This is a genomic window from Roseiconus nitratireducens (genome assembly GCF_008629675.1).
GTDB lineage: Bacteria > Planctomycetota > Planctomycetia > Pirellulales > Pirellulaceae > Stieleria > Stieleria nitratireducens.
Window position 1 is genome coordinate 189,127 of the sequence record NZ_VWOX01000011.1, and the last position, 17,207, is coordinate 206,333.

Consider the following 17,207-nt stretch of genomic DNA (forward strand, 5'->3'; position numbering starts at 1 on the left):
CGCATCTTCGCGACCATCGACCTCGCAGTCGTCTTCGTTTTCCGCAGATTCAGATTCGGTTTCTTTGCCAGATTCGTTCCCTCCCGCGGATCCGCAGTCCGCGTCCTCGGCCCAACCGCCCGCTGCGGGGGACCGCCGACCGACCGGCCGTTCGACCCAATGTGTCCACGCCGGCGAGGCACGTCAGAAGGATTCCGGCAGCATCACGACGCCGATCTACACGGCGGCCACCTTCACCTTCGAATCGACCGACGACGTGTTGCGGTTTGTCGAAGGCCAGGACCTGCGTGAAGAATACGGTCGTTACGGCAACCCGAACGAAAAGAGTGTCGAGGCCAAGATCGCTGCGCTGGAGAACTGCGAGCAGGCAATCCTGTACGGCAGTGGGATGGCGGCAATCGTCGGGCTGTTGATGACCAAGTTGTCGTCCGGTGACGAAATCGTCTTCTTTGACCAGTGTTACCACCGCAGCCGTGAATTCTGTGCCAAGCACTTGTCGCGATTTGGCGTGGTGACCCGGCAGGTCACCACCGGCGATTACGACGCGATGGAATCTGCGATCAACGAGCGTACCAAGCTGTTGGTCAGTGAATCGCCCACCAATCCACACCTGTCGGTCATCGACCTGGAAAAGTTTGCCGCGATCGGCAAAGCCAATGAAGTCGAAACACTGATTGATGCCACGTTGGCAACGCCCATCAACATGAACCCGACCGACTACGGGATCGACTACGTCCTGCACTCGGCCACCAAGTACCTTGGCGGGCACAACGACCTGCTGGCGGGTGTCCTGTGCGGATCGGCCGAACAGTTGGAACCGATCCGCAAGATGCGGGGCATCCTGGGCAACATCAGCACGCCGCACAACCTGTACTTGTTGGAACGGGGCCTGAAGACGTTCGAATTGCGGATGCAACGCCAAAATGAAAATGGACTTCGCGTTGCCCGATTCCTGGAAGCCCATCCCCGCGTCCAACGCGTGTACTACCCCGGTCTGGAAAGCCATCCCACGCACGAGATCGCCGCGGCGCAGATGCGCGGCTTTGGCGGCTTGATCACGTTCACGCTTCGCGACGCCGACTGGAAGCAGACGGCACGCGTCGTCGACGCCGCACGCATCCCGCGGATCGCGCCCAGCCTGGGCGGTGTCGAATCGCTGATCGAGCAACCGCTGGTGATGAGTTACTACCATTGCAGCCCCGAAGACCGTCAACGATTCGGAATCGAAGACAACATGATTCGGATGTCCTGCGGCATCGAAAACGGCGACGACCTGATCGCGGATTTGGATCAGGCTCTGTCGGTATGAGCGACGAAACGGACGTCCCTCAGGGCGACGCGGCGCCCCCGCCGTATTCTTTTCGTACGCGTGCCATCCACGTCGGCAATGAGATCGATCCGTTGACCGGCGCGGTCGTTCCACCGATCCACCTGGCCAGCACCTACCGCCAACCGGGTGCGGGCGAGTGGGGCGAATTCGATTACTCGCGCAGCGGCAATCCCACGCGGACCCGTCTGCAGCAGACGCTCGCCTCACTGGAATCGGGAACCGGGGCCCTGGCATTCGCCAGCGGGATGGCCGCCATCCATTGCGTCACCATGCTGCTTGGAAAAGGCGATCACATCATCGCCGGTTGCGACCTGTATGGCGGCGCTTACCGTTTGCTGCACAAGATTTGCAACCGCAGCGGGATCGAGGTGACGCTGGTCGACATGGCCGATCCGGCGGCGGTGGAAGCCGCCATCACCCCGGCGACGCGACTGATCTGGGCGGAAACCATCGGCAACCCGCGGCTGTCGATCCCCGACCTGCGTGCCATTTCGGCGATCGCCCGTCGACACGGCATCTGGACCGGAGTCGACAACACGTTCGGCACACCGGCGCTGATCCGCCCGCTGGAACACGGCATCGACATCGTGATGCACTCGGCCACCAAATACCTTGGCGGCCACAGTGATTGCCTGGGTGGGACCCTGGCCGTCGCCGATGAATCGTTGTTTGATTCGCTGTACTACATCCAGAACGCAACCGGCGCCGTGCTGGATCCCATGAGCTGCTTCCTGGTCAGTCGCGGCCTGAAGACGTTGCAGTTACGGGTGCGCGAACAATCGGCCACCGCGTTGGAGATTGCCCGCTGGCTGCAGCAACATCCCCGGGTCCGCACGGTGCTGTACCCCGGACTGCCTTCGCACCCGCAACACGAGCTTGCCAAACAAACGCTGCAGGGCGGTTTTGGCGCGATGGTGACCTTCGAGTTGGATGCGTCGATCGAAGAGACGGCTCGGGTGTGCGAATCGACCAAGCTGTTCCACTTGGCTGTCAGCCTGGGCGCGGTCGAATCGTTGATCGAACAACCGGCGACGATGTCGCACGCCAGCTACGATGCGGAAGATCGGGCCCGGTTCGGGATCACCGACGGCTTGATCCGATTGTCGGTCGGGCTGGAATCCTTTGAAGACCTCCGCAACGATTTGCAACAAGCGATCGGCTAGCGGGACAGCGTCACTTTCAATCCGGACCGGAAAAGGGGACGGGGGTCAATAGTGCAAAGCACCCGGAGGGCCGTTCCGGCTATTGACCCCCGTCCCCTTTTCCTCCGCTCACCACCGCATCCGGCCCGAATTGCTTCCGCTGCTGTCGGTGAACCAGGGCGCGTTGCGATAGCGACGGCTGCCGGGGTAGCGGCGCCGTCCGGCCCGCCGCGCCTGTTCGCTCATCGCGGCGCCCGCGGCCTGCGCCATCGCGCTGATCAACACCTGCGTCACCGGATGGGTCGCCACCTGCGTCATTTGTTCGCCGAGGGTGGGTCCCCAACGTTGCGCCTGTCGCAAACGATCCCAAAGCATCTCCACGTCGCGTTCGGTTTCGGCACGCTGCAGCTCCGTGACCACGTCAACGGTGGGAAGAAACGTTGAACGGCTTCCGTCAAATCGCGCCGCGCGGAACCGCTGGATCAAGCGACCCACCGCGTCCAGGCAGCCTTGCAATTGCTGCAGCTCCTGATGTTGCCGCCGCGTGTCCTGGTCCAAGTGGGCCAGCTGCTCCTGGACGCCGACAATGCGGGCGACGATTTGATCGTCCGTCAAGGTTGGCGTCCGCCGGGCCCGTGACGCCAAGTCGCGCGAATCGAATTGCGACAACATGTTTCGAAAGGCATTGACCGCCTCTCGGTAGTAGGATCCGCGCGTGTCCTGCAGATCGTTCAACTCTCCCTGCAGCGTTTCACATTGCTGCCGGAGACTCTCCAGCTGGACCATCTGCTCGCCATGCCGTTGGTTGAGTTTCTCGACTTCGGCGATGGCCTTCGTCAAGCCGACTTCGTCGGCCACCTCGTCGCGGCGTTGCTCCAATTCGGTCATCACGGTATCCAGCGCGGACCGATCCTCCGCGATGATCTTCCGCATCTGCTCGGGAGTTTTGATCAGAAAGTCATACCCCTGCTTGGCCTTGCGGTAGTCGATGAACTTGGCCAACCAGCGATCCATTCGCCGCGTGAACCCGCGTTTTTCGTATTCCGAGGTGCCGAACTGGCGGTCCTTCAGATACTGGAACAACGCACTGTCCTTGTAGGACGGCAGCTTCCTTGCGGCGTCCTGCTCGATCTCGCTCAAATTCGCCTCGGCTCGCTCCAGCGCCACTTCGGCCGCGGCGGCTTGCGTGGACAACGTGGAGAACGCGTCGTCGGCAGCCAACCGGGACTCGACCTGCTTGGCCAACTCCTGTTGATGCCGGTCCGCCTTGTCCAGGGATTCGTTCAGCTCAAACAGCCGGTCCTCCTGCAAGCTCCGTTGATCGCTGGCATCGGCCAGGTTCTGACCGACGCGACGCTGGTGATCGGCTTTGCGCATCAAGATCCGCGAGACCTCGCTGCGAACTTCGATCCAGGAGTTCTGGATCGCCTCCCGCGTCAGTTCCGGCAGGTAGTGTTCCGCCAAATCAACCAGCGCATCGCTCCGGTCGTCATCCAGTTCACCGCGTTGCGAGTCGATCGACTGCATGCTCACGCGTTGGTGCTCCAACCGTTCCTGAACGCCCTTGTATCCGTCCATCAATTGACGGTGCATCATCGGTCCGGAAATGGTCATCTGCAGTTACTCAGTGATCGAGAAGTTGGGAATCGACGACGTCGGGATCCGCCGGTGCGTCGACGGGCATCCACGTCCGTGCGCTCTTTCGGACGCTCGTTCGGTTGACACCGGTCAGCCAAAGAAATACCACAGCCCGCCGGCGGTGGCGGCCAGACCTGCCAGGGAAAACAGGATCCGATCGCGCCACACCCAACAGTGGGCCATAAAGTTTTTGAAGCCCGCCTTGGGATCCTCGTACGTGTATCGCGTCTCCATGTACTGATCGATTGCCGCATCGATTTCCTGCTCGGTGACACTGTCACCGGACAACCGCGCGGTCCGCATCAGCTTGTCACGCAGCGCTTTGCGCATATCGTCGCGGTGAAACATCTCTTCGGCTGCCTGTCGCTGCTCGCGCATTTCGCGGGCAACGTCCATGACCCGCAGGGTCTCTTCCAGCGTGAGTTCCGAGCGGAGATCGGGACGGGGCGCTCGGGCTTGTGCTTGACTCATCTGCAATCTCGCGACGTACCAAAACGGGTTCGGGCGGCTGGACGGTTTGCCCGCGCGTGCTCGGGCCGACGGCATTCACCGACATTAGGATACCGGTTCCGGACGAATAACCCAGTGCCGAACGGCTGAATAAGCCCGTGCCGAACGGCCAAGATCTCCGGGCGACCGACGCGTCCGCCCCAAGGCATCCCGGGCCGAAAGCCTTGAACCACGTCGACCGGGGATTCGTGTGACCGTTCGCGCCCCGATCGACAGGGGAACGGGCCCCTTTCCCTGGCCAGGATCCGATGATTCAATGGCCCAACCGTCCTACGATTGGGGCGCAGATCTGGCCTGTACTTGGGATTGATTGCGTCGGCCTGCCGGGTGCGCTACCTTGGTACACAGAAACGAGCCCTGGCCGCCGCGCTCGTAGCGTGCCTCTACTATCTATTTGCCGAACCACTCCGTCGGAGACTTGGAAAACCATGTCCGAGCAAGCTCAAGCGACTGCACCGCCGTCCACCCGAGTTCAGGAACGCGATACGAGCAAGATGCGCAAGTACCTTGATAGCGCCGTCGACGTCCTGAAAAAGTTCGGAGTCGATAGCAAGGACGCCGCGCCCCAGGAACTGATCTCGTTGTTGGAAAGCGTCAAGCACATCGATGAAGCGAAGGTCTTGGCGATCGCCGATGTCATCCAGCATATGGGTGCGTTCAACGCCCTGGTCCGGGAGAACGTCGAAAGCATCGAAGTCGGCAACCGTTACCTGGACATCGCCCAGCAGTTTGACTCCGTGCGCGAGGACAGCAAGCGGCTGATCGCCCAGCTGGACGACGGCAAGATCAGCGGCACCGAGAAACTGTCCAACTGGTGGATGAAAATGCGCCGCGGCACTCCCAACGATCGCTTCGAAAAGATCGTGGAGATCTACGGGGACGTCGCCAAGGACACCAAGCAGGCGCTCCGAAGCGAAGAAACCATCATGGACGCCTACATCGACTTTCGGTTTGCCCTCAAGGAGGCGGAAGTCTTGTCGCGGGAACTGTTGGACGAGCACGCTCCGACTTTGGAGGCCGCCAAGAAGAATCTTGCCGATTCGCAAACTGCGTTGGACAACTACACCGGGACCGATGAAGGCGGCAAGAGTCAATTGGAGCTAGCCCGCGACGAGGCGCGGCATGCCTTTGAAAAAGAAGACGAAACGTACCAATTGCTCAAGGACATCGCCGAGAACCTGGAAATCGGGTACGACGTCGGGGAGACGTTGATCACCAAGTTGAAGCAAACGCACGACGTCAAGGAGCGTGTGTACCGCCGGGCGGTGACCTTCTTCACGACCAACGAGCACGTGTTCACGATTCTGGGCACCGTCTACCAGAGCCAGCACGGCCTGCACGAAGTCACGCAGGCGACCGAAGCGATGAAGGACGGCGTCAACAAGGGCTTGGAAGACGTCGCGGACCTCGGACGCGAACTGGAGCGTGCCGCCCTCCGTGCCGGTTACGGAAGCACCATCAATCCGGAATCGGTACAGAAGCTGGTCGATGCCATCAGCAGTTTCCAGATCGAATCCTTGGAAATGATTGCCGAGCTGCGCAAGGAAAGCGAGGAGAGCACCAAAGCGATTCGCAAAACGGTTGAAGAGGGAAAGCGGAAGTACCAGGAAACTCTGGCCCGCCATGCCAGGGCCACCAGCTGATGGCGTTGGAACCGCTGAACCTGGCGCCGTTGACCGACGCGCAGAATCGCTTTCGACGTGAGTTCACCGATTTTGCGCGGGTCTGGCAAGAGACCAAAGAAGACTGGCGCGACGACCGTGCCCGGCGGTTCGAACAACGGCATCTCGCTTCGCTCGGTCCCAGCTTGAGCCGGTTCGCCAGCGCTCTGGCCGAACTGACCGAAACGCTTCGCCAATCTCAGATCGCCGTCGCGGACACCGGGCGAGACGACCGCGAGCTATACTAGGGTGGACTGACGAAGTCTTTCCGAGTTCCCATGGCACCGCAGGGAGGCGTCTCGCCCCCCGGAAAATGCGACGGTCGTACCGGCGACACGCGCAATCGAACCCGCACGATCGCCCGGATGGGCATCGGCCTCCTCAGCGGCCGACCGCCAGTGATCGGGTGGGTTCCTGCGATTGCCCGCGGATCCAGCGAAGCCAATCGGCTGGGGCAACCTTCGCGAGGGTCGGATGGGTCTCGCAATGCCTAGTCGGTCCTTGGCCCGGGACCAGGCAAACCGCAGGTGGCGGAGCGGCTGGAGCCCGGCATCGGGCCGTCGCAACTTTGCTCCTCTTCCCACCACCGACCTGCACCATGAAAGATTCTGCGGTTGCTCCCGTCGGATTGTTTTCGCCGCCGCGAGAACGCCGACTGATCGATGCTGTGATTGCTCGCTATCAAAGTTGCGAACAGGAACGCCAGGCGCTGATCAATCGGCACGCCGCGGAGCGTGAACAGGAGGAACTTTCGCTGCTGAACAACCGCAGCAGCGTCACCGACGACTGCCGACGACGCCGCCGCGACATGCTCAGCCAATGGGATGCCGCGGAAGAGAAACTGATCGCGCAGTACGAAGAGCAGACCGTTCGGACTCGAATGGACCTGAATCGTTTGGCGGCGCAGTTTCGAAAGCGGCTGGCTGAAGGAAAGGTGGCCGTGGAACGGAAAGTGGAAGCACGTCGCCAAGCGGTGATTCATCAATACGAATCTCACAAGGACGAACCGGGAAAGCAGAAGAAGCGAGAGCTCGAAGGAATCGCTGCGGCGTTGGTTCCGCTGTCGGAAGACCTGGCCTGGACCCGCGATCTGACCGTGCGTCGCTTGGACGGATTGCCCAACGTCCCTCCGCCAGAGTCTCCCGAAGAGGACATGACCGAACCGCCGCCACAATCGGTTCGTGAGACCGTGGAGACGATCGGACGCTTGTCCCACAGGTGCCGATCGCACATCCGCGAACTGCAGACCGGTGCGGCCGCGAAATTCGTCGACTCGTTTTACCTTCCCGGTGGCGTCGCCGCGCTGGTGACGCTGTGGTGCGTCGGCGTCTTCATCGTTCGCCCGGAGGCTTTTTGGGTGTACATGATCGCCGGGGTGGTCGTCGCCGGCGTGATCGGATTCGCCATCTACGCTTCGCTCCTGATTCCGCTCCGCCGCCAGACGCGCCGGCTGTATCCGTTGATCGAACGGATCGGGCAAGCGGCTGAAGAGACCGCTGCGATCGGCCGAAAAATCGCGGGGGACCACGCCGCCGCATCCGCGGCCGAATTGGCCGACCGCCGTGACACTCATTTGCAAGCCGCCGATCGATGGCGGGAAGAACAGTTGCGTGAACTGGAAAACAAGCTGGCGGCCGAAGAGGAAGCAGCCCGCAACGAATTGGATCAACGCTTGAATCAGCTGGCAGTGGACTTTCGGGCCAAGCAGGGTCAACTTCACGCCGAAATGCACGAGCGGGCCGAACAGGTCGCCGCGGCAATCACCAGCGAATTGTCGGACACCGATCAGTCGCTGCACCGACAACGCGAAAGTAACGCCCACCGCCGCCACGAAGAATTGCAGCACGTGACCGGGCGGATGCGCGACGGCGTCTCCCGCGGGCTGAGGCGGATCGCGTCGGCCTGCCAGACCACGCACCAAAGGTTTCCCGACTGGCAGACCGTGGCGGTTCAGCCGCAGTGCGATCAAACCAACCTGGACTTCCTTCCGCTGGGAACCTTGTGCGTCCAAACCCATCTGGAAGGTGCGTTGGCTACCAAGCAAAGCGTTTCGACCAGCGACAGCGTCGTGACGAAGCTGAAGGATGATCATGCGGTGGAAGTCGCACCGTTGTTCGCGGCCGAGGAGGTCCCCGGAGAGCTTCCGATCGCGTTGCACCGTCGCTTGCACAGCGGATTGATCATTCACGCCCCGCTGGAACAGATGGACCAGGCCACCGAATTGGTGCATCAGGTCCTGTGGCGGATGTTGACCGGGACCGCGGGGGGTCGAGCCAAATTGACGCTGATCGATCCGGTTGGCCGCGGGCAAAACTTCACCCCGTTCATGTCACTGGCCGACCACGATCCGTCGCTGGTCAGCCATCGGGTCTGGACCACCGAAGACCAGATCGAAACGCGACTTGGTGAAATCGCCCAACACGCCGAAGACGTTCTGCAGGCAAGTCTTCGCGACCAGTTCCAGCGGGTTGAGGATTACAACCGTTTGGCCGGGTCGATGGCGGAACCCTATCGCGCAGTCGCATTGGTCGGTCTGCCCGAAGGCCTGACCCGGGACGGTTACAAACACCTCAAAGCCCTGATCGAAAGCGGGATCCGTTGCGGCGTGTTTGTTTTGATGGTCTGTCGTCGCGACCAGAACTGGCCGAGCGACCTGCCGGTTCCCAACGATCCCCGGCTGTTGCAGCTGTCAATCGATGCCCAGGGGCAGTGGACCTTGGAATCGGAGGGGCTGCGGGAGTACGCGTTCCGGCCGGCCCCGAACGTCCCGATCGACCTCCGAACCGACCTGGTCCGCAAGATCGGCGTCGCCGCCACCGAAGCGGCGCGGGTGGAGATTCCGCTGCAATCGATTCTGGATCCCGAGGGCGGTCGCGGAACGACCGACCAGGAGATCAAGATCCCGATCGGCAGCCAGGGCGGCAACCGGACCCTGTCGCTGCAACTGGGCGAAGGCGTCCGCCAGCACGTGCTGATCGCCGGCAAGACGGGGTCCGGCAAAAGCACGCTGCTGCATTCAATCATCACGTCGGGCGCTTATCGCTACCGCCCGGATCACTTGCAGTTCTACTTGTTGGACTTCAAGAAAGGCGTTGAGTTCAAGGCGTACGCCGACGGCGGCCTGCCACATGCGCGGGTGGTGGGGATCGAGAGCGAACGCGAATTCGGCCGCAGCGTGTTGCAACGGCTGGACGAGGAACTGCAACAGCGCGGCGAACGGTTTCGGTCGGTTTCCGCCCAGGAGCTGGACGAGTACCGGCGGTTGAGCGGAGAAGCAATGCCCCGCATCGTGCTGGTCATCGACGAGTTCCAGGAATTGTTCGTCCGGGACGACCGCGTGGCCGCGGATTGTTCGATGCTGTTGGATCGTCTGGTCCGTCAGGGACGTTCCTTTGGGATTCACGCCATCCTCAGCAGTCAATCCTTGGCCGGGGCGTACTCGCTTCCGCGGGCGACGTTGGGGCAGATGGCCGTTCGGATTGCGATGCAGTGCAGCGAATCCGATGCGGCTTTGATCCTGTCGGACGACAACACCGCGGCGCGACTGATCTCGCGTCCCGGCGAAGCGATCTACAACGATGCCGGCGGACTGGTCGAAGGCAACCAGCCGTTCCAGGTCGCCTGGCTGGGATCGGAACCGCACCAATCCTTGCTGGAAACGATCAGCCAGCGGGACCGATCATTCACCGACACGTTGCCGCCTCCGGTGATTTTTGAAGGCAATCGCCCCTGCCGCTGGACCCCCGCATTGGCGGGCGCGGTCGTCAACGACGAAGCCGGTTCCACCGAGGAACTGCGAGGGCTGCTGGGAGAATCCGTGGAGATCGGACCACCCGTTTCCCTCCGGCTTTCCCGAACCGCCGGACGCAACGTGTTGTTGATTCCGCCGGTCGAAGCCCGCGCGGGCGTGCTGTCTTCGATCCTGTCGGGGTTCGCGAAATCCAATCCCGAAACCGAATTCATTTACTTTGACGGCAATCGCCCCAGTGAATCTCAGTCGATGCTGCCCTGGATGCGCGCAGCGGGGCTGAACGTCCGACCGATCAAACCGCGTGAGAGCGAACCGGAGATGTCGCGGCTGGCCGAACTGGTGAAGGAACGCGGTGACGAGGCGGAAAACGTGGCCCCGATCGTGATCGTGATCGATCCGCTGGACCGCTTTCGCGACTTCCGCCACGAAGACGCGTTCAACTTTTCACTCGATGCGACTCCGGGCAGCATGTCGGGAGGCCAAGCGATTCGCGAAGTGCTCAAAGACGGTCCTCCCGCCAACGTGTTTGCCCTGCTGGTGTGCAGCAGCGCCGAAATCTTCAACCGCTGGCTTCCCCGGCAATCGCAACACGACATGGAACTTCGCGTGCTCGGACGCTTGAACGCCTCCGACTCCTCGATGCTGATTGACTCGCCGGCCGCTACCGATCTGTCCGCGGCGACGATGCTGCTTTACGATGAACCCTCGGGCCGAATCAGCAAGTTTCGCGAGCCCAGCCGACCCGACGCCGCCGACGTCAATCACTGGTTGGCAGATTCCAAAGCACCTTCGACCGACCTGCCACGATGACCAGCATCTTCAAGAAAATCATCGACCGCGAAGTTCCCGCCGACATCGTTTACGAAGACGACTTGTGCCTGGCATTCCGCGACATCCAACCCAAAGCCCCGGTGCACATCCTGGTCATCCCGAAGAAAGAGATCCCTTCCCTGCAGGAGCTTTCCGAAGACGACCAGTCGATCGTCGGACGCTGTGTTTGGGTGGCGTCCCAACTGGCCGCCCAAGAAGGTCTGGTCAACGGCTACAAGTTGGTCGTCAACTGCGGTGAAGACGGTGGCCAAGAGGTTCCGCATCTGCACTTCCACCTGCTGGGCGGAAAGAAGCTGTCTCTGGGCCTGGTGTGAGCGTACCGCGGCTATTGAACCACCGTCGCCGCCGCTCGTCGCATTTGTTCGACGGCCCGTTCGGCATCGCCCGGATTCAATTCCACACCGCGACAACCCGCCAAATCAACTCTGACGGCGTAGCCCAGCCGCCGCGCATCCAAAACGGTGAACAGCACGCAATAGTCGGTTGCCAGTCCGATCACCTCCAGCGACCGTGCGCCGATGGCTTTCAGGTGGGCGTCCAACCCCGTCGGATTCTGCCCCCCGTTGTCGAAAAACGCGCTGTAGCTGTCGACCTTCGGATCGGTTCCCTTGTCGACGATTTTGTCGATCCTGGATCGGTCCAGGCCCGCACAGAACTCAGCCCCCGCCGTTCCCTGCACGCAATGATCCGGCCAGGCGACCTGGTCGAGACCCGACAGCTGGAATGTGTCGCCGATGCTCAATCCCGGATGAGCACTGGCAAAGCTGCCGTGACCGGGCGGATGCCAGTCCCGCGTCGCCACGACGTGCTTGGCCGCCTTCATCTTGGCGTTGGCGACCGGCACGACTTGGTCGCCTCCGGGGACCGCCAAGGCACCGCCGGGCATGAAGTCCTGCTGCAGATCGACCAGTAACAATGCGTCCGCGGTCACGATGATTCTTTCTCCGTTGCACGGCCCAAACCCACGATCTCCAACAACCGCAACGCGTTGGTTGTCGGTGACACTCCCGAACGCATCTGGTAGTCGAACGTCATCTGATCATTTCCGTCCGGATCCGGCTCGATCGTTTCTCGAAAATGCACCGTGTGCGCCAACTTCATCAACGCCGGCTCGTCGGCAAGTTCCAAGTCGTGCGTGCTGATCGCACCGATGGCTTCGCATTCAATTAAGTGCTGCAGCACCTGGGTCACCGCGATTTGCCGCTCACGCGAGTTGGTTCCTTGCAGGATTTCATCCAGCAGAAACAGGGACACGCGATCGGGCCTGGCCGACAGCTCGCGGGCGTGGTCCACGACACCTTTCAACCGATGCAGCTCCGCCATGTAGAACGAGACGCCTTCGGCCAGGTTGTCGCGCACCCGGATGCTGGTTGCCAGTTCGGTTGACGGCATCGACAGCCGCCGCGCGCACACCGGAGCCCCGGCACCGGCGAGCGCGACGTTCAGCCCCACACTGCGCAGCATCGTACTCTTCCCCGACATGTTGCTACCGGTGACCAGTAACACCGTTCCGGGCGGTCCGATCTGAACGTCATTGCACACGCGAGACGTATCGCGGATCAATGGGTGACCCAGCCCAACGGATTGGAACACGGCCGGTTCTCCCTGCGGCACCCAATCCGGAAAGACCCAATCAGGGTTTTCATCCCGCAGCGCCGCCAGCGACATCAGGGCCTCCAATTCGCCGAACGCGTCGAACCAGCCCGGCACCGCGCTTCCGTACGTTCGCTGCCAGGCTTCCAGTTTTTCCAAGACGCGAACGTCCCAAAGTCCGAAGATCTGCAGCGGGACGTACAGCAAGAACGTGGCGGCGGAACTCCGCATCGATCCCATCGCGGCGACGCGTTGCAGCGCGTTCATGCCGGTTCGCGCCGATCGCTCCGGATCGTGCAGCAACACTTGTTGAAGATGGTCCAGGCGGGCCGTCGATTCCGAGGCACCCGGCGATCCGTGAAGATCACGCTCCTCGATATCGTCAGACAGCCACTGGGCGGCTGAAAACAGCTCCCGGTATTCGCGGACCGAATCACGACTGGCCATCGCAATGGAAAAAATCTGATGGACCGGACCCAGCATGACCGTGGTGATCACCACGTTGACTGCGACCAGCACGGCACCGGCCAACAGCGCCAGCCGGGCGACCGATGTGGGCGTCAGTCCGATCCGCGATCCGACCAGCAGAGCGATCAGGATTGCAGCCAGAACCGCCGAGATCTTTGCCCAGGTCAACATCCACCGGTGTTGTTGTAACCAGGAATCCTCGCCGGCCCAACGAACGAACTGGTCGGGGTCGCCGGTTCCCCGGCCGACGTGATCGGCAAGCGAGTAAAAACGGTGACGCTGCTCGTGCCGGGGGGCCAACTTGCGAATCGCCGCGGCGCGTTCCCGGGCAACCGATGCCTCGGCCGCACCCGCCAACCAGTCCGCCAGGGTCCGCGCGCCGATCGTCGTCCCGGCCATCGAAACAAACTGGTACAGCGACGTCTTGCCCAGTAGATCCAAGTCATCGGCGACGTCCTTCTGATGCTCACTGAAGCGGACCGTTGCCAATTGTTTTCTCGCGACCTTCCAATCCAATGCCTCCCAATCACGATTCATCCGAGCCAGCAAGCGCTCGGTGACCTGGTTGTCGCGGGCCTCACGCTCCATCGAGTCGCGGACGGGTTCGTTCAGGATCGCCGCCAGAATGAAACCCGCCAGGAATGACCAGCCGATCACCCAAACCCACACTCCTGGCGAAGCGAAAAACGCGAAGGACAGCAGCACCAAGGCGGCTGCAAACAAGACCAAGCGGACCATCGCGTAACGGCCGTCGGTCTGACGAAGCCGCAGCAAACGCTGCTCGGAGGCCTGCAACAAATCCCGATACCGGCTTTCGGCGGCGTTCCCACGGGTCTTGCTTGATTGGTCATCGTCCATGCCAGGTCACATCTCTTCTGGTTACTCAACGCAACGTCCCGACCGCGACACTCCACGGCGTCGGAGCCGACGAAGCCGTGCCCCATTTAAACAGCGGCGACCGGCCTTTGCCAAAGTCGGCGTTCCCAAGGGTCTTTTAACGGTTTTGAGAAGTCAGATGAAGCCGACCGGCGAACACGCCCGGACGGTTTTCGGACAATCGTCAAATCGCTTGCAGATCGCTGACCGAGTCCGACGCCAGCGCCGGGCCGGCCGCTCCGCGGTCAACGACCTTCAGCGCCACGCGGTCCTGCAGGTTTGGACGAAAGATCGTCAACAACAGCAGGGGCAAAAACCAGGCGATGTACAAGCCGCCGCCATAGCCGTGCCAGAACTGGGCCGCGACCATCACCGCGGCCGAGCACCCGATCAGGGTGCCCAGATTCTTCGGCGAGGGCCATGCGGCGAACAGGGAACTGAGGATCCCGAATGCGACGATCACCGGAAGCCGCCACCGCGGGTCCCATCCCAACCCCCAAATGCCACGCGGTTCCATCGTGGGAACGAACAGGCCGAACATGCGGCGGAGATGATCGACGAACGAATCGGTACCGCCGACGGTCAACAAAATCATCAAGATCGATAACGTCGCCAAGACGCCGACGGCGAACCTCCGCACGCCACGCTGCCAATAGAAACTGCACCACAGCGGCAACAGGAACAGCGGGTAGTACACCAGGCCGGCCGCCAGCCCCAGAAAAATCCCGGCGATCAACGGACGCCGGTAGTTCAACACCGCCCACAGCAGCAGCGCAGCGGGCAGCGCATGGTCGACGCGGCCGGTCATCTGGGCCGTGTAGGGAAGCATCAAATACAGCGTGGCGCAGCCGACGCCGGCACGGACATTTCCAAAGTGGCGGTTGCCGATCAGCACCACGCCCACCACGATCGCCAGGTGGGCGGTGATCGCCAGAATCCGAGCCAGCATGGTCCAGCTCCGACTGCTCAAGTCCAACTCATCTTCAGTGGCCGGCTCCTCGCCGGCCAACGCTGTACTGACCGGGCGCGTCGTGATCGTCGGCAAGCGGTGCATCAACGCGTACCCGGGACCAAGTTGTGGCCCTTGCCAGACCTTCATCCGGGGCGTGCTGGTGGCCACGTTGGCCATCATGAAGATGAACAGCGAAATGCTGATGAAATACAAACCGCCCACCGTCAGATTCGGATCCAACAGTGGTCGGCGGACCATCAGCGGATCGATCAACAACCGGATCAGGATCGCGAATTCGACCGCAAACAGCAGGATGAAGCCGCTACGTTGCAACTGCTTTGCGGACAGTTCGGCGTCGGTGGCATCTGGGTCCGGATCTTCCGCGGTCGCTTCCAACCGTTCGTCCAGCGCATCGGGCGTCGTGACCAATGGCACATTGGTTTCTTCCTGGATCGACAACGCTTCGGTCGTTTCCGCCGGCGAGTCCGCTGTCGGGGTTTCCGTCGGTGGGGATTCCGTTTGCTTGGCAGCGTCCTCGGGCTGGTCTGCGGGCTTGTCCCCGGGCTGGTCCGCGGGCGACTCGGACTCGACCGTGTCAACCGTCGCGGCATCCTGCTCTTGAACCGGATAGGTGCGGACCAACATCGCCGTGGTGTCGAACTCCGGGCGAGGCAACGTCCGCCGGGAGGATTTCCGCTGCGAAGAGGTTTCAGAAAGTGGCGGCAGCTCGGACCCGGAGTCGTTTTCTTGCCGCGCCTTTTCGCGGATGGCGATCTCGCCAAACTCCACCTCGCGGAGGTGGCGTCGCCGACCCTCGTGCACCATCAACAGTCCGGGTGCCAGCAGGATCAACAGGACGATGTCCAGATTGCGGACGCTCCAAAACCGGTGAAACACAAAGAACAAACCGATCGTCAGGAACGATGACAGATAGACCCATGTGGTGGGGTCCGGCCGCTTGTAATAAAGCAGAAACTCGCTCATGGGACGATGGTGGCGGCGTCCTGCCACCCGCCTTGCTCAAAACCGGTTGAAGAGGATTCGCGGCGAAAAGTCGTTACCGGACAATCGCTCCAGCATACGTCGGCCGCACAACCCTGAAAACCATACCAAACGCCGCTCCAAACGGCCTCCGGCGTGCGTCACCCGTGCCAAGTCAACAGTAGCACGCCCACGAGAATCACGGCGACGCAAACCGCCTTGGCCCGGAAATTGGCCTCGCTGAGGGCCCGAGCCCCGAAGACCAAGGCAATCACCACGCTGCAACGGCGGAGCACCGAAACAATGGAAATCATCGCCTGGGGATCCGAAAGGGCCACGAAATAGAACCAGTCCGCGGTGATCAACAAGGGGCTGATCACCGCGATGCTCCACCGCCACCGGAACGGAATGTGTTCCCTCTCCTGGCGATACCAGCGGAAGGCCAACGGCATCATCACCGGGACCAGGTACACGGTGAACCAAGCCTGCATCGTCACCGGCGCGAAGCCCGCGTATTGCAGCAACCACTTGTCGTAGATCGAACTGCAAGCACCCAACAGCGTCGCCGCAACCATCAGGAACACCGCGCGGTCACTGGCAAAACGGATGCCCTCGCGACGGCCCACCAGGGTGAACTGCCAGAACCCGAACAGTACGATCGCCATCCCGAACCATTGCAGCGGGGACGGTCGTTCCTGAAAGAAAACGATCGCAATCAGAATCGTCCAGAACGGACTGGTCGCGCGAATGGGCGCCGCAATTGAAAGCGGCAAGTGCTTCAGCGCTGAAAAAGCGAACGTCCACGATGCCCCCACCAAAACACTTTTTGCCATGATCAACGCGTGTCGATCCCAAGACAACGGCGCGACAGCAAATGACCGCAGCGGCACGCTGTGGGGTGCGAGGTGCGACCAGACGATCAGCGGAAGATACAGCGCCGCACCGATCACCACGCTGATCAGCAACACCACCGGAACCGCGTTGTCGCGAACGGACCACTTCTTCGACGCGTCATAAACACCTAGCAACACTGCGGAAATGACGCTCAGAAGGATCCAGTTCATGATCCAAGCATGACGAACGCCGCGAACCCTGGAAACCGCAAACCGGTGAGTCCCAGCCACGATCGTCGGGCGGATGAAATCGGTTCCGGTCGGACGTGCTCTGGGCGCGGATCAACGCCACAGTCGACCCAAGCCATTTCGCCAAGTTGACCGCTGGACGGCTGTGATGCTGGCCGTCAAACACCGCCACCACTCGAATCGATTGACGCGTCGAAAGAAGAGATCCGACAGCAACAAAGATTTCGGCCTTGCGATGAAAATCCATGGCAAGCCGGCGTGAAGGCATCGCCCCGCAAGGGAAACGCCAGGAAGAAAGATGCGACCGAACAGATCCGGCCAGCTTCTTCGGAAGAAGGCATTCAAGCCACGGCCGTCCGGCGAGGACGGCCGTGGTCGAATGCGGTGTTCGT

General features: G+C 61.7%; 12 protein-coding genes. 6 read left to right on the forward strand and 6 right to left on the reverse strand.

The annotated features are described in order from the left end of the window. Window positions 1-64: 64 nt before the first annotated feature. Complete coding sequence (locus tag FYK55_RS19235) at window positions 65-1,309, forward strand: trans-sulfuration enzyme family protein (protein WP_235908812.1); 1,245 nt, start codon at window positions 65-67, stop codon at window positions 1,307-1,309. After that, window positions 1,306-2,493 (forward strand): trans-sulfuration enzyme family protein, encoded by a 1,188-nt coding sequence (locus FYK55_RS19240; protein WP_150078071.1) that lies wholly within the window; start codon window positions 1,306-1,308, stop codon window positions 2,491-2,493. Before FYK55_RS19235 ends, FYK55_RS19240 begins: the two co-directional genes overlap by 4 nt. Before the next feature lie 108 nt (window positions 2,494-2,601). On the opposite strand, the gene FYK55_RS19245 is transcribed toward FYK55_RS19240, so the two are convergent. Both FYK55_RS19245 and FYK55_RS19250 read right to left on the reverse strand, forming a co-directional pair. Further along, window positions 2,602-4,086 (reverse strand): hypothetical protein, encoded by a 1,485-nt coding sequence (locus FYK55_RS19245; RefSeq protein WP_150078072.1) that lies wholly within the window; start codon window positions 4,084-4,086, stop codon window positions 2,602-2,604. A gap of 114 nt (window positions 4,087-4,200) precedes the next feature. Then, window positions 4,201-4,581: a DUF6384 family protein gene (locus tag FYK55_RS19250; protein ID WP_235908814.1), complete on the reverse strand. Its 381-nt coding sequence runs from the start codon at window positions 4,579-4,581 to the stop codon at window positions 4,201-4,203. A 467-nt stretch (window positions 4,582-5,048) separates the two neighbouring features. Between FYK55_RS19250 and FYK55_RS19255 the strand changes: the two genes are divergently transcribed. The 4 genes from FYK55_RS19255 to FYK55_RS19270 all read left to right on the forward strand — a co-directional run bounded on the left by FYK55_RS19255 (window position 5,049) and on the right by FYK55_RS19270 (window position 11,177). Then, on the forward strand, window positions 5,049-6,263 hold the full coding sequence (locus FYK55_RS19255; RefSeq protein WP_150078074.1) for a cell surface protein: 1,215 nt from the start codon (window positions 5,049-5,051) through the stop codon (window positions 6,261-6,263). Further along, a complete protein-coding gene (locus tag FYK55_RS19260) occupies window positions 6,263-6,529 on the forward strand; it encodes a hypothetical protein (protein ID WP_150078075.1) in 267 nt (88 codons plus the stop codon). Before FYK55_RS19255 ends, FYK55_RS19260 begins: the two co-directional genes overlap by 1 nt. Window positions 6,530-6,879: 350 nt before the next feature. After that, complete coding sequence (locus tag FYK55_RS19265; protein ID WP_150078076.1) at window positions 6,880-10,842, forward strand: FtsK/SpoIIIE domain-containing protein; 3,963 nt, start codon at window positions 6,880-6,882, stop codon at window positions 10,840-10,842. Continuing rightward, window positions 10,839-11,177: a histidine triad nucleotide-binding protein gene (locus FYK55_RS19270; RefSeq protein WP_150078077.1), complete on the forward strand. Its 339-nt coding sequence runs from the start codon at window positions 10,839-10,841 to the stop codon at window positions 11,175-11,177. The genes FYK55_RS19265 and FYK55_RS19270 overlap by 4 nt, the downstream gene beginning before the upstream one ends. Before the next feature lie 11 nt (window positions 11,178-11,188). Here the strand turns inward: FYK55_RS19270 and pncA are convergent, their stop codons facing one another. The 4 genes from pncA to FYK55_RS19290 all read right to left on the reverse strand — a co-directional run bounded on the left by pncA (window position 11,189) and on the right by FYK55_RS19290 (window position 16,797). Beyond that, window positions 11,189-11,794: a bifunctional nicotinamidase/pyrazinamidase gene (gene pncA / locus FYK55_RS19275; RefSeq protein WP_235908816.1), complete on the reverse strand. Its 606-nt coding sequence runs from the start codon at window positions 11,792-11,794 to the stop codon at window positions 11,189-11,191. Further along, window positions 11,791-13,782: a MutS family DNA mismatch repair protein gene (locus FYK55_RS19280; RefSeq protein WP_150078079.1), complete on the reverse strand. Its 1,992-nt coding sequence runs from the start codon at window positions 13,780-13,782 to the stop codon at window positions 11,791-11,793. Before FYK55_RS19280 ends, pncA begins: the two co-directional genes overlap by 4 nt. Before the next feature lie 202 nt (window positions 13,783-13,984). Continuing rightward, window positions 13,985-15,736 carry a hypothetical protein gene (locus FYK55_RS19285; RefSeq protein ID WP_235908818.1) on the reverse strand — a complete coding sequence of 584 codons (1,752 nt, stop codon included), beginning with the start codon at window positions 15,734-15,736 and terminating at the stop codon, window positions 13,985-13,987. Window positions 15,737-15,894: 158 nt separating this feature from the next. Further along, complete coding sequence (locus FYK55_RS19290) at window positions 15,895-16,797, reverse strand: DMT family transporter (RefSeq protein WP_150078080.1); 903 nt, start codon at window positions 16,795-16,797, stop codon at window positions 15,895-15,897. Window positions 16,798-17,207 lie beyond the last annotated feature (410 nt).

Coding starts and splice junctions, on each gene's coding strand:
- FYK55_RS19240 (WP_150078071.1), top strand. CDS start 1,306: ATGAGCGACGAAACGGACGTCCCTCAGGGCGACGCGGCGCCCCCGCCG.
- FYK55_RS19245 (WP_150078072.1), bottom strand. CDS start 4,086: ATGACCATTTCCGGACCGATGATGCACCGTCAATTGATGGACGGATAC.
- FYK55_RS19250 (WP_235908814.1), bottom strand. CDS start 4,581: ATGAGTCAAGCACAAGCCCGAGCGCCCCGTCCCGATCTCCGCTCGGAA.
- FYK55_RS19255 (WP_150078074.1), top strand. CDS start 5,049: ATGTCCGAGCAAGCTCAAGCGACTGCACCGCCGTCCACCCGAGTTCAG.
- FYK55_RS19260 (WP_150078075.1), top strand. CDS start 6,263: ATGGCGTTGGAACCGCTGAACCTGGCGCCGTTGACCGACGCGCAGAAT.
- FYK55_RS19265 (WP_150078076.1), top strand. CDS start 6,880: ATGAAAGATTCTGCGGTTGCTCCCGTCGGATTGTTTTCGCCGCCGCGA.
- FYK55_RS19270 (WP_150078077.1), top strand. CDS start 10,839: ATGACCAGCATCTTCAAGAAAATCATCGACCGCGAAGTTCCCGCCGAC.
- FYK55_RS19280 (WP_150078079.1), bottom strand. CDS start 13,782: ATGGACGATGACCAATCAAGCAAGACCCGTGGGAACGCCGCCGAAAGC.
- FYK55_RS19285 (WP_235908818.1), bottom strand. CDS start 15,736: ATGAGCGAGTTTCTGCTTTATTACAAGCGGCCGGACCCCACCACATGG.
- FYK55_RS19290 (WP_150078080.1), bottom strand. CDS start 16,797: ATGAACTGGATCCTTCTGAGCGTCATTTCCGCAGTGTTGCTAGGTGTT.